Here is a 20844-nt window from a genome sequence, read left to right as displayed (position 1 = left end):
AAGCTATTGTATTTGCTTTCGCCAATCTGCAGATTAAAAGGTAAGGATTACTTAATGTATCGGCGTCTTATGTTCAATTTTTTGCAGTATATAGATACTGTATGTCTTTACAAAACTTCATCTACATCTAGATTTTTATCTAAATAAGCTGAACGCGCTTATAAAGCGTTACAAGACATCAAAAAATGCCAATACTCGACAGAGATAGTAAAAGACTAGCTAACTCGGGGATTCTTTGTCTTTTTTTCTGCTTAGTAAATTTCTTAAACATTTGCAGCGTAAGTTAGTTGCAATTAAAAGCGGCTGAATCTCGCTTGTCAAGCGTTTAAAACATAAAAAACGCCAATATTTTAAAGCGGATAATAACCACGGGGCTTCTTTTGCCTTTTTTTTCATTTGGTAAATTTCTTAACGTTTGTAGCTAAAAGAGCCCAAGAGAGGTCAGTGCTCCTTTTTTTGTCATCCCAGTGCCCAGACACTGGGATCCAGGAATTTTATTAAGTTGGTGAGCATAAAAATAGCTGTTTTAGTTAAAATACAATGTTTTAATGATTATGGAAAGGCTGGATCCCAGTGTCTGGGCACTGGGATGACAAGAAAGAGGCTACTTGGATGACACCCTGACAATCGTCATCCCGCTGCTTGTTAGCGGCTAAGGGATACCGCGAATGAATCGCGGTATGACGTAGGGATTGCATTAGCTATAATTCTTTAGTTTTCACTTTTCTTTTAACCTTGCAATGATATTTTCTTTGCCGATAAAAATTAATAGTTTAGCGAGCTCTGGGCCTGTTTCTGTTCCTGTTAAAGCTAAGCGCAACTGCGTAAATAGGTCTTTTGCCTTTATATCCACTGTTTGTCGAATAGTTTTGACCCATTCTGACAACGTGTTTTCATTACAATCACCTTGGGGCAATGCATTGAACGCAATTTTTATAAGCTCCTTATCAAGAATCACAGGCTCTATATCGGATTTGCATATTTTCCACCACTTGGCCACCTCAGAAAACCTTTCTATATTGTTCCTTATAAAATACCAAAACTCTGAGGAGTCCACTCCAATTTGACTTAAACGGTCTTGCACCATTTCAAATGGCATTTGTTGCAGCACTTTGCTATTTAGCTTGTATGCTTCACTCAAGCTAAATTGCGTACATGCTGAGCTAAATTTTTTAATGTCGAATGAATCAATCAAAGATTGCATACAGGCGCAAGCTTCAATTGGATTGGATGTTCCAAGCTTCACTAAATAACTAACTAGTGCCATCGGTTCAATTTCATCTTCTTTTATAGATTTGATATCCAGCCCACCGACTCGCTTGGATATCTTGCTATCATCAAAATGTAGCAGAGAAAGGTGAGCAAATGTAGGGATTTTCGCTTTTAATGCTTTAATCATTTGAATTTGCACTGCGGTATTAGTTACATGATCTTCCCCGCGTACAATATGGGTTACATTAAAGTCAACATCATCGATAGCAGAAGGTAACATGTATGTGTACATTCCATCTTCTCTCTTTACCACGGGGTCACTTATGCTACTGGTTGCAATATTTATTTCACCTTTAACTTCATCATTCCATTTAACAACTTCATTTCTATCCAACTTAAATCTAAAATGTGGTCTTCTTCCTTCTTGCTCATAACGAATTTTCTCTTGCTCAGTTAGAAGTAACGCGCTTCTGTTATATACCGGGGGAAGTCCTTGTTTTAACTGCAATTTTCGTTTAATTTCTAACTCTTCTCTTGTTTCATAGCATGCATAAATATGCCCTTCTTTTATTAACTGCAAAAACACCTCATTGTAACGCTCAAAGCGCTCTGATTGCTTGAAACTTGCATTCCAATTGATACCAATCCATTTCAAATCTTGTATGATATCATTTATATATTTGACATCTGAACGCTGAAGGTCAGTATCATCAAAACGGAGTAAAAATTTTCCATTTTGATTGCGTGTGTACATCCAACAAACCAAGGCAGTTCGTACGTTTCCTACGTGGAGGTAGCCAGTTGGGCTTGGAGCGAATCTTGTTAGCATTTAAATAGCAATATTGTTTACTCTAATTTATTTTAATTTTATATAAATATATGGCTAGAGCAAGCGAGATCTGCTAATACAATTGAGCAAGAGAAGAATAAGTATGGCTATAGCATTGTGGCACCTTTGATATTTGATGGATTAAGACCATATGATAAATTCAAGAAAATTCACAGCTTGACGACAAAGGCTAATGTAGCATTATATTGGTATCATGACTAACTTAGAAAAGATGAGAGAAAAACTGCAAGATCAAATAAATTATCATAATGTTTTGTATCACCAAAAAAATAAGCCAGAAATAAGTGATGCTGAATATGATGAACTGAAGAAAAAGTTAGCTGAAATAGAGCCAGAAATTTATGCAACACAAGATAGTGTTGGTGCTCCACCTGATGAGAGGTTTTCTAAGGTGGAACATCAAGAACCTATGCTTTCCCTTGAGAATGCTTATGATGAACAAGGTGTAGAGAAATTTTTGTCTAAAATAAAGAGGTTTTTAATTGAGGACAAAATAGAGATATTATGTGAACCAAAAATTGATGGGTTGTCGTTTTCTGCAATTTATGAGGATGGAAGATTTGTTAAAGCTGCAACTCGAGGTGATGGTTTTGTAGGGGAAGATGTCACTCACAATGTTGCAACAATAAAAGGCTTTCCTAAGTTTTTGCAAGGTGTGCAAGGAAGACTAGAAGTAAGAGGTGAAATATACATCAGTAACAGCGACTTTTTAAAGTTAAATGAAAACGATGAATTTGCCAATCCTCGAAATGCAGCCGCTGGTTCTCTAAAGCAATTGGATGCAAACATTACAGCAAGCAGACCTCTTAGATATTTTGCTTATTCTTTGATTGGTGGAGCAGAGAAAAGTCAAAGTGAGGTACTAAATAAGCTTGAGGCACTTGGTTTTTGCGTAAATGAGCATCAGTCCTTAACGAGTAGTTTAGATGGAATGCTGAAGTTCTATAATGAAGTCTATAACTGTCGCTATAACTTGGATTATGATATTGATGGAATAGTCTATAAAGTAAATGATTTGGTACTACAAAATCGTCTAGGGAATACTCACAAAGCACCGCGCTCAGCACTTGCATACAAGTTTTCTGCGGTTTATGCAAAAACAAAGTTAAACAAGATATTTATACAGGTGGGCAGAACAGGGGTTTTAACTCCAGTTGCAGATTTAGTGCCAGTCAATGTTGGTGGGGTGCTAGTTAGTAGAGCAAGTCTGCATAACCAAGATGAGATAAAACGTAAAGACATAAGAGAGGGAGATATTGTAACAATCAAAAGGGCAGGGGATGTAATTCCCCAGATCGTTGAAGTAAGCAGAGATTCTCGTCTTCCAAATACACCTGAATTTGTGTTTCCTGAAGTATGCCCTGAATGTGGTAGTAAAGTACGTCAGGTTGAGGGAGAGGCTGCAGTAAGATGTCCTGAGGAATTTGCCTGTAAAGCTCAAATAATAGAAAAACTAAAGCATTTTGTATCGAAAGATGCATTTGACATTGTTGGCCTTGGTGATAAGCAGATAGAGTTTTTTTACGACCTTGGTCTGATAAAACAAATTCCCGATATTTTTACTTTAGAAGAAAGATTGGATGAATTTAATCTGGAAGAACAGTCTGGTTGGGGCAAGAAATCAATAGCTCATTTATTAAATGCTATACAAAGCAGAAGGGTAATAACTCTAGATAGGTTTATATTTTCTTTAGGTATTAGATTTATTGGCCAAGTTGCAGCAGAATTGCTTGCAGATTATTATGTTTCTTATGATAATTGGTATAATTCGATGATTGAACTGTCATCAGATAATACTGAGCTAGTAGGTATAGACGGCATAGGAAAAAAAGTAGCTGAATCTTTGGAATCATTTTTTTCTAAGGAACATAACATCAAAATGTTAAATGATCTTACTGCTTGTCTTCAAATTCTTCCTGTGAGCTCCAACTCTAGTAACTCTGTTTTAAATAATAAAATTATAGTGTTTACTGGTAAGCTACTTGCTATGAGTAGAGGAGAGGCAAAAGTAAGAGCCAAAACTCTAGGAGCAAAGGTCAGCTCACATCTTTCTGCTAAAACTGACTACCTAATTGCAGGAGAAAAACCAGGATCCAAATATAAAAAGGCAGTGGAATTAGGTGTAGAAATTTTAGATGAAGACCAGTGGCATAAAGTGATAAGTTTGGGAGTGTTCAAATGAAACTTGGATTGTATATTAAATCAAAGTTGCAAGACTATTTAGAGAGTAGCCAATTCTTTCCATCCAAGAATCATTTTATTGACTTGCCTCAATTTTTCAACAGAAGGCAAGTCTTCTGTGCTGAGCGGTAGGCGGACAGTTTGATGTTCTATAAGACCAATATCATGCAAAAGTGCTTTAGTAGGTATTGGGTTGCTGGCAGTAAATAACGCTTCGCAAGCCTGTTGCCAGATATCTGCCTGAGGGTTCCTGCCATTGAGGCACTTCTTAACATATTCATGTGCTACATATGGCCAAACATTGGAAGCAACGGAAACCAGGCCAGCCGCACCATAAGCGGCCATATCGGATATCATATTATCATCTCCACAAAAGACCTCAATATTTGGTGCAACTTTCTTATACTGAGCTAAAGTATCAACAGTGCCACTTGAATCTTTGATAGCCCAAAATTTTTCGTGGCTGGATAAGTTGCGTACAGTTTCAGCGTGAAGATTTATTCCTGCTCTTGATGGAATATTGTAAAACATAACCGGCACATGTGCTTTCTCAAGCAGCTTTTCAAACCATAAAGTCTGCCCCATAATTCCGGGCTTTGCATAAATGGGAGTTGTCATTAGATAGCCATGAATAGGCATACCCTTGCAAAAATCAAGCCATTCAAGAGTCTGATATAGATTCACTCCTGGTACGCCAATTATAATTTTCGTATTTAATTTTAGCTTACATACGAATTCAACTAATGTACGCTTTTCAGAATCAGTAAGCGATAGGCTCTCACCTGTACTACCCAGCAACACTACGCCATTTTCAGCTTTAACTTGCATTGTCAGTAAACGCTGCAAACTGCTATAATCTATACTATCTCCATTGCAATTAAAAGGAGTAACACAAGCAGTCCATAAAAATGTAGATTTCAATTTAAATTGTTAAAATGGTATTTCATCGTCGAGTAGTTCATCTTTTATATCGTTGTCAAAACTTTCGTGTTTATCTTTTTGTCCTGTTTCACCTTGTTTGTATTCACTCGGCTTGTAATCAGAGTTTGGTCGTGAATCGAGGAGAGTAAGAGCGCTATTAAAATTATATAGAACCACCTCTGTTGTGTATCTTTCACCACCGTTTTGGTCAGTCCATTTTCTAGTTCTCAAAGAACCTTCAACATAAACTTTACTGCCTTTGCGTGCAAAATCTTTGACGATTTTTACTAATCCTTCACTAAAAATTACGATATTATGCCACTCTGTCTTTTCAGAGCGCATACCGGAAAGTTTGTCAGTCCAACTTTCAGACGTGGCTATTGAAAAACTTGCCATTTCTTTTCCATTTTGTGTAGTCCTAATTTCAGGATCTTTTCCTAAATTACCAACTAGTATGACTTTGTTTATGGTACCACCAGACATAATTATGCTCTAAATAAATCCTTTTATTATCTTATGTGAAAATACTATTGTCAAATTTAATTAAAAGTGCGCTTGGAGGGATTCGAACCCACGGCCTTTGCCTCCGGAGGGCAACGCTCTATCCAACTGAGCTACAAGCGCATATATATTTAAGTTATTTAATAGATAAGCCATCCAAGTCAAATTTTTGTTTTGGATAAAGCGTAAACATAATACTCCCATATCCAAAATATACATTTTGAGAATCATTCGCATGCTTTTTTATTGCTTTTTGATCTACGGTCCATACAAAAGTTACATAATTTTCAGTGACTGAGTGCACTTTTAAATCCTTGGTATTTATAAACAGTTTTCCATTTACCCATATTTTCCATGTATCGGGAGAAAGATATAAAATTGAGTCTAAACTCACTACCTTACAGTTGAAATTATCTGATACCTCCTCTTTTACAGCTCTTGAAGATCGTAAATTGAACTTTTCCATTTCATTGACCATTCTATTAACTGGCTCTTCATCAAAAAAAATGCTTTTTACGTTACTATATTGTGACAAAACGTCAAAGTCACTTTCCACTGCTTCTCTTATTATATCGTCCCGATCTGTATAGCTTAGTTTTTGATTGTTGATAAAGAAACACTCTTTTGCACGCAAATTTGCTATATCAATAAAATCGTCGATTTCTTGATTACCAACTTTAAGAATACTTTCAAAATATCTTTTTTCTATCATCATTCCATACTGAGAATGATGACAAACCATTTCATCATTACCTTGTTTTTCTATATATACGCATAAATTTCCACTATTTAATCCTAATATTTTATGCTCAATAAAATCTTCATTGCCAATATATTGTCGGCAAGAATACTCCTTACAAATTTCTATGCTTTCTATGATATCTTCACAACTGCAATATGCATTAACATTGGAAATGAGTAGCGTAAAAATAAAAAACAGCTTTATGTTCATCACCTTATCTACTTAATATAGTATACCAATCAAAGACTATATTAGCTCTCACTATCTCTATCATATTACCATTCAAAATCTGATTCATAGTTGCAGCATCAATATTTCTCTGCTTATTTAAAATAAGAGATTTGATCATAACATAACCGGGCAGATTTGGAATAGACTGTAGAAATAAAAAAATATGCTTATCGCTGATTGAGCTTAAATTTAGGACCACTTCACTTTTTATTACTTTTGTGCGTTCACTTTTGTTGTGGAGCTCAACTTCTTCGGGTATAGAAATTGATATTTCAGGTTCTAATATATAGTGCTTTTTATATAACTTGCTAAGCTCGAAATTTAAATTTGCAATGTATCTGCTACTATGTAAATTTGAAGAAGAAATTTTTTTCCATAAATCTAGGTTTTTATTTAGAACAACTTCCTTTTTTTGAATTCCAGTAATCTGTAAATTAATAGAACGTATTTTATCAATCGCAATTTGGTTTTTATTATAAATCTTTTCGTTATAGATAACAACATATGTTAATAACCCTATTAATCCAACAGATAATAACAAATACGATATAAACTGAATTGTAGCTTTTCTTTTTAATTGAGAGATAGTCATTAATCTACATTGCCTCTCCTATTTCAACATCAATAGATAGATTTTGCTCTTTAGCAGCAGGTAAGCTAGAAATATTAATGTCATAGGTACGAAAATTATCGTTTAAATTTTTTCGTAGTTTCTCGTATTGATGAGAAATATTTTTACCGGATTGAAAATTAAACTTTAAAGTTGTGGTAATATAACTTTTTGCCTCATTATAATTCCATTCAAATGATCGAAGCTCTATACCTGGTATTTTTAACTTTTCTACATACTTAACTTGTGTAAGAGGAGAGTATTCTATTTTTGATAAAATATTATTGATATTAATAAAATCATAAATTTCATCTATTTTTTTTACATTATAGCTTTGGCTAAGTTTTGTTAATTGGTTATTTAAGGTGTTCTGCTTTGCTGATAAATTATCAGCGACATTGAAATTTGAATACAAATTTAGCAAACAAAGGGTGTTTGTTATAACTAAAACCAGGGCGAAGTATAGAAAAATTCGAGGAGAGTTTAAATAAAGGTAATTGAATAGATAAAATTCTTTAGTTTCCTTTGTATTAAAAATAGCTGCTAATTTATTCTTAAAGCTATGAAACAAAATTATGGTATCGCAAAAGTTATCTTTTTCACTTATAGCTAGTTCTGCTCCTAATAGTTTGCCTAACTCATATGGAGTTAATATGTTCACACTGTTCTCTGAAAAATTTATGACTGATAAACTAGCTTTGATATCTTCTGACACTATGATACAAAGGTCGATAGGGTTATTTTTTTCAAACCCAAACTTAGTTAAGGATCGAATAGTATCTTGCACTTCCTGATATATTCCACCAGCGATAATTCCTGGTAAATTATCATTAGTAAATGATGTTAAGCGCGTAAATACCATTTTATTCTCTTTAAGAACCACTTGTCTATAGCCTCCCGTTTTAGTTGCAGCAACTATAATTTTCCAATTATTAGGATCTTTATGTAGAATCTTTTTTGTTATATTACTTATTTCTATAGGAAACATTAATATTCCCTTAAAGTTGGAGCCTATCTCAATAAACACATTCAACCAATATTCTACTAAATGCTTTGCTTTTGATGAAACAAGAAGATAGCACCAGTTTTGATTGAATTTGTTTGGCTTCTCAACCAAAAAAACTGAACTTATGTCATTATTACGAGAAAAATGCTCCATCTTTGTTTTTGCTGATAGATAGGCACTAATCTTGTTTGCCCTTGTAATAAACTGTAGCGAGTAATTTTGATCTGCATGATTAAGCACCAGGTATAAAGGTGCTTTTTTATCTGACGAAAGACATGAAATTAAATCGGAAACTGCTTTATCGTTTTTGCCCTTAACAAAATACCTTTTATTTAAAGTATTATTTTTAAAATATAGTAACATTATGCCTTCTTCTCCAATAGAAAGCATAAACTTACTTTTGGATTTTGAACTAAACATATTAACAAAGCATATACTTATCTAGAATTAAAAAGGCAATTTATTGAAATTCATTAAACGTTAGAGGGAAATATTGTTATAAATTTTCGCAGCAACATTATTTATATTATAATTTTTTATAAAATTACCACTAATATTAAGTTGTTTAGATAACAAATTAAGAAAACTCATTAAGACGAATTTGTTGTTTTTCAAATTGTAGGTAAACCTAAGCCACTTTAGCTATATCTGCCGATTGACTTTAATTAATAAGAGTTATTAATCTATTTACTATTCTTGTGATATTATTTCTAATGGTAAAGAAATATATATTTTTCTGGAACAGTTGTTATTTCAGATACAGAATTTATTGTAAGTAAACTAACCATTTGCTGAAGAGCGCTCATCTTCTGTGGTACTTGATGATGGAGCAACTAATTTGCTCAAAATCTCATCTTTTGGTCCCATAGCGTAAATGACACCATCTGACATGAGGATCACCTTATCAACTACGGACAATAACGGTAGCTTGTGAGTGATGATAACAGTAGTAGTATTTTGTTTTCTTGCAATGCCAATTGCATTAATTAAGCATGCCTCTCCATTGCTATCTAAGTTAGCGTTTGGTTCATCAAGTACTAAAAGTTTTGTGTGACCATAAAAAGCTCTGGCAAGTCCAAGAAGCTGTTTTTGGCCGCCAGAGAGCGTTACTCCTCCAGGACCTCCTATTGTTGTATCATATCCATTTGGTAAGCTTAGTATTAGTTCATGTATTCCTGCAATTTTTGCTGCTTTGATTATTTCTTCAGGATTTGGATCTGGCCTCATGCGAGCAATATTAGCTTTGACACTAGTGTTAAATAACTCAATATCCTGAGGTAAGTAGCCAACATAATTACCAAAATTTTCTCGATTCCAAGTATATACATCAGCGCCATCTAGTCTGACTACACCAGATATTGGCTTCCATACACCAACAGTTAATTTTGCGATAGTGGATTTACCAGAAGCACTTGCACCAATAACACCAACTACATCTCCAGGATCTATAATGAATGATATTCCTTTTACTGTCGGCTTATTGCTTCCATAAGGAGTAAAAAATACTCTATCAAATTCCAATTTTCCTTCAGGTTCTGGTAGAGCCATCGTTTGCTCTCTTTTTGGCGATGTTAATATAAGTCTTTGTAGCCTTCCATATGACATTCTAGCCTGATTTAAAAACTTCCAAGTATGAACCGCAGCATCAAATGGTGCTAATACTCTACCCATTAAAATTGAAGCAGCGATGATGCTACCGGCAGTCTTATGAGCTGTGATTGCAAGTAATGCACCTGTTCCAATCACTGATATTTGCAGAGTTGAGCGCAAAAATTTAGTGATTCCAGTAATTACATTAGAGCGATTTTGTGCTTTAATTTGCATTGCTCGGTTCTGATCATTTCGTTTACACCAATCAGAGACTATGAATTCTGACATGCCCATAGCTTCAACCACTTCTGCATTTCTTGTTGCAACATCTATAGCATTGATATTCCGTATAGTTTCTTCGTTGGTTTCTTGTAATATTCGTTTAGTGGCAAGTTCATTCCATATTGCCATAGAGACTAATATAATAATTCCAGTAATAGCTATAAACCCCGTGGAGGTATGTATCATGAAAATCACAACAAGGTAAATTAACGACCATGGAGTATCAAACAGTGAGAATATACCATTTCCTGTAATGAAATTTTTTATCACTCCGAGATCTCGTATTGCTTCACCACTTGAAGTTGAGCTCTGCACTGACGTTAGCCTGATTGACCTTACTATCAGATCTGGTGTTGCAGTTTTATCGATCCAATCACCTATTTTTGCCATGGCTAAATATCGACAAGTTTCAAGCATTGCAGAACATGCAAATGCAGATAAAGTGATAATTGTCAGCATAGTTAGTGTTGATACACTTTCGCTCGATATCACCCGATCAAGCACTTGAGAGGTATAAAGTGGTAGGAATAACATTAATAAATTGATTCCCGCACTAAACCAAAAGATAAACCAAAATGCACTTTTGCATTTTTCTAGGCAAATATATAGAGTACTTTGCTTCAATTCTTTTTTTATTGATGGCGTAATTTCCACAATCTTCCTCTTAATTTGATTACATGCACCATATACAATTTTTATTACAAAAATATTAATAACGGTAGTTAGCTTACTTTAAGTGAGTAAAATATTAATATATGTGAATAGGAAATATAAACAATGGTAAAAAGAAGTATAGTTAATATTTCCTTCATTGCCTATAGCGAAGCTACGTCATACCGCGATTCATTCCATAGCTGTACGAACATTCATTTTTGAAGGTAAACTGCACAGCAAATGGTGTCATGAAAGTAGCTGACACTGGGATGGCTTTGTTGCATCGCTACTTATGAAAGGCTAACTATAATTAGGATTATAAGCAACTTATTGAAAATCTTGTTTTTTTGCAATCAATCTGATCAAATTTAAGAATAGTAATTTGTTATTTATATTAATAAATTTAATTCTATTGAAAATAGCTAAAGCATTGAAATTCTTGAATTTTAGCCGGATTAGTGAGTGGTAGTGAAATTTCTTTTACTCAAATTTAGGTATTCACTGACCGTTCTTGTTGTAAATACCAGAATAATAAGCTACTGATATTCTCCACCTTTTTTATCTTTAACCCATCATAGCTAGCGATGCAACAAAGCCCGCCGATTCATTCTACTGCAACGCAGAAAATTCGTACAATTGTGCATAATGTGGGGCTTCTGGCTACATTTTTCTATTGAACTCACCTTTTCTCTATGTGACAGATTTCGTATTAAATTTTAAATTTAATGCGCCTAGATATACAAGCATTCCTAGCAAAACCATAGGTATAGAAAGCAACTGCCCCATAGTTAAATCAAGCCACAAATAGCCAATTTGATAGTCTGGTTCGCGAAAAAACTCAACGAAAAAACGTGCTATTCCATACCACATAACTGCAATACCAGTTAACGCACCGTGATACAGTCTTATTCTAGTTAAGAAAAACAGTGAATTTGCAACTGCAAAAAGTAGCAGTCCTTCAAAAAGTGCCTCATAAAGCTGGCTTGGATGATGCAGCAAATTATCACCACTCTCTGGAAATACCATACCCCATGGCATAGTTGTAACTCTGCCAAATAACTCTCCGTTTATAAAATTGCCTATGCGACCTAAAAATAAACCTATGGGAACTCCGCAAGAAACTAGGTCCAGTGCATAAAATGTAGGGATATTATGTCTTTTACACGAAATTATTACTGCAAGCAAAACTCCTATAGCACCACCATGAAATGACATCCCTCCTTCCCAGGTCTTCAATATCTCAATAGGGTTGCTTATATAAAGAACTGGATCATATATCAATACGTAGCCAAGTCTACCTCCAAGGATAATACCTACAATAGTGGCTGTTAATAACGAATCGTAAAAATTCTTAGTAAATATTTTTTGGTCATCTAGCTTATGTAAATACCAATATGCAAACACTATACCCAAAACGTAGGCTAAGGAATACCAATATATAGAAACAGGACCGATGCTGAAAATTACTGGATTTAAAGACATATTTTGCTATAAATTATTCTTAGACAATCTACTTTTTTCACGATCCCACTCTCTCTGTTTTATGGTTGCTCTCTTATCGTAGAGTTTTTTTCCTTTTACAATGGCAATTTTAGTTTTTGCAAATCCTTTATCGTTAAAATAGACCGAAAGCGGCACAACAGTTATCCCAGCAGTCTTGATTTGACCAATTAGTTTATTTATCTCCTGTTTATGCAAGAGTAATTTACGTTCCCTTTTTGGTTTATGATTTTTTCGGTTCGCAGCTTTATATTCTGCAATATGCATATTGTGCAGCCATACTTCGCTATTCTTTTCAACAACATAGGCGTCGGAAATATTTACTTTTCTTTCTCTTAGCGATTTAACTTCACTGCTTAATAAGACCATACCCGCTTCAAATTCTTCTAAGATGAAATATTCAAACCTTGCTTTCCTATTTTCTGCAATAACTTCCATATTTAAAGATATCTTTAAGCTTCAATATATTACAGAGTTTTTGACTTAATTCATAATAAAACAGTTATCCCAATAAATATAAGGTGCCAGGCTAGTCTGATAGCAACAGGATAACAAAAATCAAGTAAGTACTTCTTTTGCCTTTCCAGATACAAGTTCCTGCTTTACTCCTTTCATTTCAGTTTTAGGCTTTGACATTATATATTGACCAGCACCAACTATGAGCGCAGATCCTGCAGCTAGTCCAATTATTGCTGGTACAGATAGGGCAGTAGCAAATGCAAGTGCAACACCAACTATCACTGCAGTTACAAAACACACAATAACGCCTTTTACAATTGCATTTTTTGCAGATTGTTCTTTTTCTTTCACAATTGCATTTTTTCCAACCTGTTTTTCTTCCTTTTTCTCTGGAAGCTGCATTACATCTTTATTTTCAGTAAGATCCTTTGGCGTTTTTTTATTCTCATTTTTTAACGTTTGCTTTTTTTCCGCTTCCTCTAAAAGCTGAATTATACCTTGATATTTAGTAAGGTCTCTTGGCGTTTTTCCATCAACATCTTTTAATGAAGGGTCTGCTTCAGTGTGTAGCAGAACTTCCACCACTTTTATTTTGCCATTTTCAGCAGCAAGATGTAAAGGAGTACGTCTATCACCATTGTTTGCATTAACCTCTGCTCCTTTTGCGATTAGAGTTTTTACTACATCTTCGTGGCCATTTTTAGCAGCAAGATGTAAAGGAGTACGTCTATCACCATTTTTTGCCTTAACCTTTGCTCCTTTTGCGATTAGAGTTTTTACTATATCTTCGTGGCCATTTTCAGCAGCAACATGCAAAGGAGTCCATCTATCAGCATCCTTTATATTAACATCTGCTTTCTCAACTAGAATTTTTACTACCTCTATGTGGTTATTTTCAGCAGCAAGATGTAAAGCAGTACATCTATCATCATTTTCTGCATTAACCTTTGCTCCTTTTTTGATTAGAATGTCTACTACATCTTTATGGCCCTCTCTGGCTGCAAGATGTAAAGGAGTCTCGTCCACAATACCTTCTGCATTAACATCTGCTTTCTCAACTAGAATTTTTACTACCTCTATGTGGTTATTTTCAGCAGCAAGATGTAAAGGAGTACATCCATCATCATCTTTTGCATTAACATTTGCTCCTTTTGCAATGAGAATTTTTACTACATCTTCGCAGCCCTCTCTGGCAGCAAGATGTAAAGGAGTACATCCATCATCATCTTTTGCATTAACGTTTACTCCTTTATTTAATAGGTTTTTCACCTCCTCCTCATTATTATGTTTAACAGCTGAAAGCAAAGCTTTGATGTTCTCTTGTGCCTTTAATAGAGCTCCTTTTACCACTTCATGGCCTTTTTGAGAAGCAAATGTTAAAGGAGTCCATTTATAATGATCTTTCGCATTAACATCTGCTCCTTTTTCAATTAGAGTTTCTACTATATCTTCGCGGCCATTTGCAGCAGCAAGATGTAAAGGAGTCCACCCATCACTATTTTTTGCATCAACGTTGATTCCTTCTGCTTTTGATAGAACTTGTACTATCTCTTTGTGGCCATTTGTAATAGCAAGATGTAAAGGAGCCCATCCTTTATCATTTTCTGCATTAACATTTGCTCCTTTTCCAATTAGAGTGTTTACTACATTTTCGTGGTTCTTTTCAACAGCAAAATGTAAAGAAGTCCATCCATCACCATTTTTTGCATCAACAATTGCTCCTTTTCCAGTTAGAATGGTTACTACATCTTTGTGGCCATAGTGAGCAGCAATATGTAAAGGAGTAATTTTATTATCATGTTCTGCATTAATATCTGCCCCGTTTTCAATCAGAGCTTTTGCTACATTTGCATAGTTCCAATAAGAAGCAAGATGTAACAATTTGACTTTCTTAGAATTTTGACCACAAGATATAGTAAATATGTAATTTATGTCAGATCCACTATCGTTGTCAGGTTTACTCTTTTCCCACTCTTGACATAAATCTGGATCTTCTTCTTGTAACTTAGCTTTTATTTTTTCAACTATATTGTCCTTGCTCAAATCTGAAAGGTCATTTATTTTTTTTAATATTTCCATAAATTTGTCATATTTCATAACTTCCTCACTTAAAAAACATAACTTAGTTGTTATATCTTTCAACATAGAAGTCAAGAACCTAAATATTCGTTATTATCTTTCCTTAAAGAGTCATTTAAGTTATATTACAGACTATGAAAAACCTCAACTTTAGGAAGGAAATCAAGTTTTTTTCTCTGTCATTTATAATTTTATTTGTTCTATGGACTGTATTGTCTGGTTATTTTGAGCCGTTTTTTATTTTTTGTGGAGTGTTTTCCTCTATATTCACATCGTTTATCTTTAGAAGGCTGATAAACGCTGAAAGAGCTCTTAGCCAGATTTTAAATAGTACGAGTAGACTATCGTTTTATAAGTTAGTAAGTTATATACCGTGGTTAATGTACCAAATCATTTTATCAAGTGTTTATGTAACAAAAAAGGTGCTACAACTCAAATCTAAGCTTGAACCGATTATTATCCTAAGAAAATGCAAAGGGCATAATGACGAAAGCATTGCGTTATTTGCCAATTCAGTCACAATCACTCCCGGAACTTTAACTATCAATGTTGAAAGCAAGCAAAAAACGTATTTGTCTACCATATGCTTGATAGATAAAAACCTTGAAAGCGGCATTTCTGAAATAGAAAACAAAATCTTAAAAATACTACGTTCAGTTAAGTAATTGCTTTAAATAAGTTAACAGCATCCTTATATTCCCTTACAAGACTTTCAAGCATTTCTTTTGGAAGGCTATTATTAACAATAGAACATAAATAATTATATAAATCTTCTAACCTTAATATGTTATTTCTCTTCTTGCTGTTAAATTTATACGGAAAAATACCTTCCATAACTTCAATAGTAGTAGCCTTGTTTAAAAATACATTTTCACTTGTCACGCTTATTCTTGCTAAAACAGTGTTAATTTCAGGTTCGTCACTCGTATAAAAATCTGATAGCTGAGTTATTCTAATAACGTACAAAGTTACTATTTTTGACAAGCAATTATCAGCATATTCACAATTTTTTATTACCTCCCACTGAGTAACCTGAGATTTACCTATTTTTGCATTGTTCGGTAATTTACTCATTGAACTTTCTCCATTTAATCCAGTGTAATAAATTATACTAATACTTTGTTAAATAAATAATAACGCGATTACAAAAATATATACTTATAGTGGTATATTATACAAAAATAGCACAATATCTAAGCATTAAAGCTAGTTTTAGCTGGATACATGGGGCTATTCGTTATTTTGTGTTGTCCAGTGAGGTCCAAAATTAGAGGTCCACTTATATAAAGAGTTTAGTCTGCCTTCTTTGCTATAAAATAAGTTTTCCTTTTGAGCTGTTTTGTTAGTATTAACTAAATTATAAACTAACTGTGCTATAATGAAAAAGATAAAACTCGGAATACTAATTTCAGGTGGGGGGTCGAATATGCAGGCCTTAATAGAAGCATGTCAAGATCAGAATTTTTCCGCAGAAGTTGCATGTGTTATCACAAATAATAGCGAAGCTGCTGGTCTGAAAATAGCAGAGCAAGCAGGAATCTCAGCGTTTATTGTTAAAGATAAACCGCTTGATGCTGGTAAAATTCACGAAATACTTGTTCAACATAAGGTTGATTTAATTTGCCTTGCAGGGTTTATGAGAATTCTCAAAGCTGATTTTCTGAGTAAATGGCATAACAAGGTGATAAATATTCATCCCTCTTTACTTCCGTCTTTTAAAGGCCTAAACGCTCAAGAGCAAGCTCTAAAAGCAGGTGTAAAAATTACAGGTTGTACTGTACATTATGTCACTCCTGAAGTTGATGCTGGAGCCATAATTGCTCAAGTTGCTGTGCCAGTGTTACTAGCTGATGATATTCAAAGCCTCTCAGAACGCATTCTAGCTGAGGAGCATAAGTGCTATGTAAAAGCAGTAAGATCAATAGCAGAAAGTATTAATTATTGACCCTGAGCGTTTTTTCCAACTTCAACGAAAAATAAATTTTCGGGTTCCAGTAAAGAACTTGCCAGCTCGTTTACTTTTTCTAGCTTTACGTCATTAATGAGACTTACAAAATTATTTAGACGATTAATATCGCGATTACGTACCTGCATACTAGCCAAGAACACTGCTGTGTTTGCGTTATTAGATAGGGAAAAGATAAAATTATTTACCATACTAATTTTTGTATCTTTAAATAATTGTTCATCAATTCCTTCCTTTTTTATCCTGCTCAATGTATCTCTTATTGCAGATATGGATTGACTGGCAGTAGAGCTATCAGTACTTAAACCTCCGGCTATAATATTTGCATGCGTATAACTAGCCATAGAGGCACTAATACCATAAGTAATTCCAAGATTTTGCCTTAGCTCTTTCATCAGCACTGAATTCAGCCCCATACCACCAAGCGCATTAACCAAAACTTGAGCATTATAGTAGTCTGGATCTTCATAAGCTATACCTTTTTGAGCAAAAAGTATCACACTTTGTGGTATATCCATAAAAATGTTCTTACTTTCTACAGAACCAAAATCATTTTTCACAGGTATTTTTCTCACTTTTGATCTTTTTGACGGCAATTTAGATAAATATTTATCTAATAGCGTAATAATTTCTTCTTTTTTTGCACAACCAGCAACACTGATAACTATGTTATCTTTAGCAAAATTACGCTTTATGTATGTTAAAACATCGTCTCTAGTAATGCTCATTATAGTATCAAGAGTACCGTACACACTTTTTGAGTAAGGATGTTTTTTAAACAATAACGTATCTAATTCTTTTCCAGCAACAAAATAAGGATTTTTTTCAAGATTATTAAAATCAACTTTGGCTTTCTCGAAAACTCTATTCAACCCTTCAGGGTCAACTTTAGGACGTATTATAGCATCGCTAAGTAGTGAAATACTTTCTTCTAAATTTTCAGACAAAGTTTCTAATGACACTCCGAAACTTTCTAAATCGGGGTAAAAAAGTAAATTTATTCCTTTGATCTTCAGTTTTTTTGCAAAATCCTTAGCGTCATTTTCTCCTGCCCCTTCTTGGATTACAAGAGAAGTAAACCAAGCAAGCCCCTGTTTTTCTGCACTCTCATACACATAACCTGCATCTTTAAATGATATATTCAGTGAAACTTTTGGTAAAGCACAGTTTTCGACAAATAAAAACTTAAATCCTTTACGGGTAGTGACCTCCTCTATATTTAAGCTACCACTTGCTTGTAAATTAAAGCTTAGGCAGAAAAAAAACAGAAGTACAAATTTACTTATTCTCATTGTTATCTCCTTTTGGTAATAAACGACCAATTAACTTATTGGAAGAAAAGATAGTACGAATTTTGTTATTTACATCCTCTAAATTAACATCATCTATTTTGCTATATGAAATATCTATTTCATCAAGTGGAATACCAAGTGCAAGGTGTGGCACATAGAACATCGCTATATGAGTTAAGTCAGATAGATTATCAAACTGTGCTGCTTTGTATCTATATTTCGAGCTTTGCAACTCCTCATCCGTTATTCCTTTATACATGAAGTTATTAATAGCATTATCTAACTCTCTTTCAACAATATCTAAATTAACTCCGCTTTTTGGAATGACCTGAATATCAATGTAGCCATCACTAAAAGCTAGGCTATTATAATAAGCAAACACTGATACTGCCACATCTTCATCTAAAACCAGATCATTATACAGTTTGCTGGATTTGCCGCCACCTAAAATTTCAACCGCTAAATGAGCAGCGGAAGCTTCATTTATATGCTCAAATAAGGGTACACGATAACGAAAATATAAAACTGGTTCTTTTACTTCAGTGCTCTCTAAGGTCACCGATAGACCTGCATTATGCACTGGATCCTGATTTGGGTAATTTCTCATTACAGGCTTAGCTTTAATTTCGCCATATTTTTCTTCTGCTAATTTCACTACTTCATCAAGTTCCACATCACCCACAATCAGCAATATTGCATTACCAGGGTGATAATAACTATCCTGAAACCTCACTATGTCATCCTGATTGTAAGTTTTGATATCGCTCTCCCAGCCAATAACAGATCTACCATAGCCATTACGGTAAAATGCACTATCCATTTCTTCCCACAACAAGTTATGAGGTTGGTTATCAAATCTCATTTTTCTTTCTTCCAGTACAATGTTTTTTTCTCTATCTATTTTGTCTTGAGTAACATTAAAGCTGCCCATTCTATCTGCTTCAACTTCCATTGCCAGTGGTAAATCTTTTTTGGGGACTAACTCATAATAACAAGTATACTCTTTAGTGGTAAACGCGTTAAATTGAGCCCCAATGCTACTCATAGTGGCTTCTATATCTGTGAACTTTCCTGTAGTTTCAAACATTAAATGTTCAAAGTAGTGAGCCAATCCTGCTTTGCCGATTGGATCATCCATTCCCCCAACTTTGTATATTACTGCATGTAAAACGGCTGGAATCCGATGATTAGAAACAACATAAACATCTAGTCCGTTACTGAGTTTAGTATATTTTATGTTGTGCTCTATGTTTAAAGCATTCGAAGAAATTGGGTAAGTAAAAAAAAGTACAGGTAGTATAAGAAAACTAAAAAACTTATGAAGCATTATTTCGACCTAATATAAAAACAATTATTTTATTCCTCATTTTGTTTAGAAATAAGCATATCGTATATATACCACTTATATAACAATGTAAACATTCCACAAACTATAGATAAATCTGCTAAATTAAAGGCTGGCCAATACCAATCATCAATATGAAAATATATGAAATCATATACAGCTCCCCAATAGATCCTATCAACTACGTTTCCGATTGCTCCACCAATCATCAGAGAAAAACCAAGGTAAGTTGACTGATCGTCAGACTTGTATATCAAATATGCAAGTATACCAATTATTAGTATTGAAAATGCTGAAAAAAAGAAACCGCCATGTGGTAAAGCGCTACACATTCCAAAACTAATACCTGAATTCCAAACTTCAACTAGTTTTATAAAACTAGCGATCTCAATTGATTCTCCTTCATCAATCAATGAGTTTATGTACAATTTGCTCGTTTGGTCAATCAATACTATAATTAATATAACAACTAAGCATAACTTTTTCATAAATTTGCCTTTAACCTATAAACTTTAAGTATATCATAATTTATCTGTTTTGTTAACTCCTCAATACTATGGAATTTTTTTTCTGACCTTATGAATTTTAAAAGTTGTATATTGACTTTATGACTATATACGTCTTCATCAAAATCGAATATGTGCATTTCTATTATAGGCTTTTTCAGATCCTTAAAAGTAGGTCTCATACCAATATTGACTACTCCATATAACCAATTTGGATTACTATCAGGAAAAGTCACTCTAGCGTAATATGTGCCAAACTTAGGTTTTATCATGCAATCTTCTATAGGAATATTTATGGTTGGAAATCCTATTTCTCTACCTCTACATGCACCTTTTGTCACAACACCAGAAACTTGATAAGGCCTGCCGAGCAATTTATTAGCAATTTCTATTTCGCCCCTTTGTACATACTCCCTTATTGAAGAAGAAGAGCAAATTTTGCCGTCAATTGTTAATGGCTCTAATTTAGTCAAAGAGTATCCATATATTTCAGAATATTTCTCTAGAGTTAATATATTACCCAATCGTTTATGACCAAAAGTGCAATTTTCTCCGACAATTATGTGTTTAGCGCCATATTTATCTATTAAAATCTCACTGATAAAGTCATCGCAGCTAACCTCAGAAAAACCTCTATTAAAATTAATAATATATAAGTAATCTATACCATAGCTGCTGATTAGTTCCTTTTTTTGTTCTTGGTCTATTAACCTAAAATTGTTTCTACCAAATAAAACAGTTGATGGGTGAGGCTCAAAAGTTAAAACTGCAGAGGGTAATCCTCTTTCTTGTGCTACCTTCTTTAGAGTAGAAATTGCAAACTCGTGTCCTAAATGAATGCCATCGAAATTTCCGAAGGTTAGTGCTATATTATTTTCTATCCCTTGCTCACAATTATAAATAATTTTCATACAATT

The 20844-nt window shown here is 34.0% G+C and carries 19 protein-coding genes and 1 tRNA gene; 3 read left to right on the top strand and 17 right to left on the bottom strand.

Annotated elements, in window-relative coordinates; all coding sequences use genetic code 11:
* Window positions 1-219 precede the first annotated feature (219 nt).
* Window positions 220-396: a hypothetical protein gene (locus tag ABWU31_RS06215; protein ID WP_155968519.1), complete on the bottom strand. Its 177-nt coding sequence runs from the start codon at window positions 394-396 to the stop codon at window positions 220-222.
* A 322-nt stretch (window positions 397-718) separates the two neighbouring features.
* On the bottom strand, window positions 719-2041 hold the full coding sequence (gltX, locus tag ABWU31_RS06210; RefSeq protein WP_077188218.1) for a glutamate--tRNA ligase: 1323 nt from the start codon (window positions 2039-2041) through the stop codon (window positions 719-721).
* Between the two features lie 214 nt (window positions 2042-2255).
* Between gltX and ligA the strand changes: the two genes are divergently transcribed.
* Window positions 2256-4244: an NAD-dependent DNA ligase LigA gene (gene ligA, locus ABWU31_RS06205; RefSeq protein WP_077188219.1), complete on the top strand. Its 1989-nt coding sequence runs from the start codon at window positions 2256-2258 to the stop codon at window positions 4242-4244.
* A gap of 38 nt (window positions 4245-4282) precedes the next feature.
* Here ligA and dapA read toward each other — a convergent pair whose 3' ends face one another.
* The 10 genes from dapA to ABWU31_RS06155 form a co-directional block, all read right to left on the bottom strand.
* A complete protein-coding gene (gene dapA, locus ABWU31_RS06200) occupies window positions 4283-5164 on the bottom strand; it encodes a 4-hydroxy-tetrahydrodipicolinate synthase (protein WP_077188220.1) in 882 nt (293 codons plus the stop codon).
* A 9-nt stretch (window positions 5165-5173) separates the two neighbouring features.
* Window positions 5174-5647 (bottom strand): single-stranded DNA-binding protein, encoded by a 474-nt coding sequence (gene ssb / locus ABWU31_RS06195; RefSeq protein WP_006279368.1) that lies wholly within the window; start codon window positions 5645-5647, stop codon window positions 5174-5176.
* A gap of 67 nt (window positions 5648-5714) precedes the next feature.
* A tRNA-Arg gene (locus tag ABWU31_RS06190) sits at window positions 5715-5788 on the bottom strand.
* 13 nt (window positions 5789-5801) lie between these two features.
* Window positions 5802-6617 (bottom strand): hypothetical protein, encoded by an 816-nt coding sequence (locus tag ABWU31_RS06185; protein WP_065094808.1) that lies wholly within the window; start codon window positions 6615-6617, stop codon window positions 5802-5804.
* 4 nt (window positions 6618-6621) lie between these two features.
* Entirely contained in the window at window positions 6622-7230 is a 609-nt protein-coding gene (locus ABWU31_RS06180; RefSeq protein WP_015589194.1) for a hypothetical protein, read from the bottom strand.
* Between the two features lie 4 nt (window positions 7231-7234).
* On the bottom strand, window positions 7235-8674 hold the full coding sequence (locus ABWU31_RS06175) for a hypothetical protein (protein ID WP_015589193.1): 1440 nt from the start codon (window positions 8672-8674) through the stop codon (window positions 7235-7237).
* Between the two features lie 360 nt (window positions 8675-9034).
* Window positions 9035-10780, bottom strand: a complete 1746-nt coding sequence (locus ABWU31_RS06170) for a type I secretion system permease/ATPase (protein WP_065094799.1) — start codon at window positions 10778-10780, stop codon at window positions 9035-9037.
* 690 nt (window positions 10781-11470) lie between these two features.
* Entirely contained in the window at window positions 11471-12262 is a 792-nt protein-coding gene (lgt, locus tag ABWU31_RS06165; RefSeq protein WP_010962823.1) for a prolipoprotein diacylglyceryl transferase, read from the bottom strand.
* Between the two features lie 6 nt (window positions 12263-12268).
* Window positions 12269-12718, bottom strand: coding sequence for an SsrA-binding protein SmpB (smpB, locus tag ABWU31_RS06160; RefSeq protein WP_006279384.1), 450 nt, complete (start codon window positions 12716-12718; stop codon window positions 12269-12271).
* Window positions 12719-12838: 120 nt separating this feature from the next.
* Complete coding sequence (locus tag ABWU31_RS06155; protein WP_353271200.1) at window positions 12839-14836, bottom strand: ankyrin repeat domain-containing protein; 1998 nt, start codon at window positions 14834-14836, stop codon at window positions 12839-12841.
* 116 nt (window positions 14837-14952) lie between these two features.
* Between ABWU31_RS06155 and ABWU31_RS06150 the strand changes: the two genes are divergently transcribed.
* On the top strand, window positions 14953-15483 hold the full coding sequence (locus ABWU31_RS06150; RefSeq protein ID WP_077188223.1) for a Na+/H+ antiporter subunit E: 531 nt from the start codon (window positions 14953-14955) through the stop codon (window positions 15481-15483).
* Here the strand turns inward: ABWU31_RS06150 and ABWU31_RS06145 are convergent.
* On the bottom strand, window positions 15476-15892 hold the full coding sequence (locus ABWU31_RS06145; RefSeq protein WP_006279382.1) for a hypothetical protein: 417 nt from the start codon (window positions 15890-15892) through the stop codon (window positions 15476-15478). The two genes, ABWU31_RS06150 and ABWU31_RS06145, sit on opposite strands and share 8 nt — an antisense overlap.
* 304 nt (window positions 15893-16196) lie before the next feature.
* Between ABWU31_RS06145 and purN the strand changes: the two genes are divergently transcribed.
* Window positions 16197-16763: a phosphoribosylglycinamide formyltransferase gene (gene purN / locus ABWU31_RS06140; RefSeq protein ID WP_338976849.1), complete on the top strand. Its 567-nt coding sequence runs from the start codon at window positions 16197-16199 to the stop codon at window positions 16761-16763.
* Here the strand turns inward: purN and ABWU31_RS06135 are convergent.
* From ABWU31_RS06135 to ribF, 4 genes are read right to left on the bottom strand one after another with little or no spacing between them, the layout of a single operon-like run.
* On the bottom strand, window positions 16757-18076 hold the full coding sequence (locus ABWU31_RS06135; protein ID WP_353271199.1) for a M16 family metallopeptidase: 1320 nt from the start codon (window positions 18074-18076) through the stop codon (window positions 16757-16759). The genes purN and ABWU31_RS06135 overlap by 7 nt on opposite strands.
* Window positions 18063-19403, bottom strand: coding sequence for a M16 family metallopeptidase (locus ABWU31_RS06130; protein WP_353271198.1), 1341 nt, complete (start codon window positions 19401-19403; stop codon window positions 18063-18065). The genes ABWU31_RS06135 and ABWU31_RS06130 overlap by 14 nt, the downstream gene beginning before the upstream one ends.
* A gap of 29 nt (window positions 19404-19432) precedes the next feature.
* Window positions 19433-19909 carry a signal peptidase II gene (lspA, locus tag ABWU31_RS06125; RefSeq protein ID WP_006279329.1) on the bottom strand — a complete coding sequence of 159 codons (477 nt, stop codon included), beginning with the start codon at window positions 19907-19909 and terminating at the stop codon, window positions 19433-19435.
* A complete protein-coding gene (gene ribF / locus ABWU31_RS06120; RefSeq protein WP_010082493.1) occupies window positions 19906-20838 on the bottom strand; it encodes a riboflavin biosynthesis protein RibF in 933 nt (310 codons plus the stop codon). The genes lspA and ribF overlap by 4 nt, the downstream gene beginning before the upstream one ends.
* Window positions 20839-20844: the final 6 nt, after the last annotated feature.

Source organism: Wolbachia endosymbiont (group A) of Alloplasta piceator, from assembly GCF_964028505.1.
In the GTDB taxonomy this organism is placed as follows: domain Bacteria; phylum Pseudomonadota; class Alphaproteobacteria; order Rickettsiales; family Anaplasmataceae; genus Wolbachia; species Wolbachia pipientis.
The sequence above is the reverse complement of the archived record's forward strand: the minus strand, read 5'-3'. Positions and strand labels throughout refer to the sequence as shown.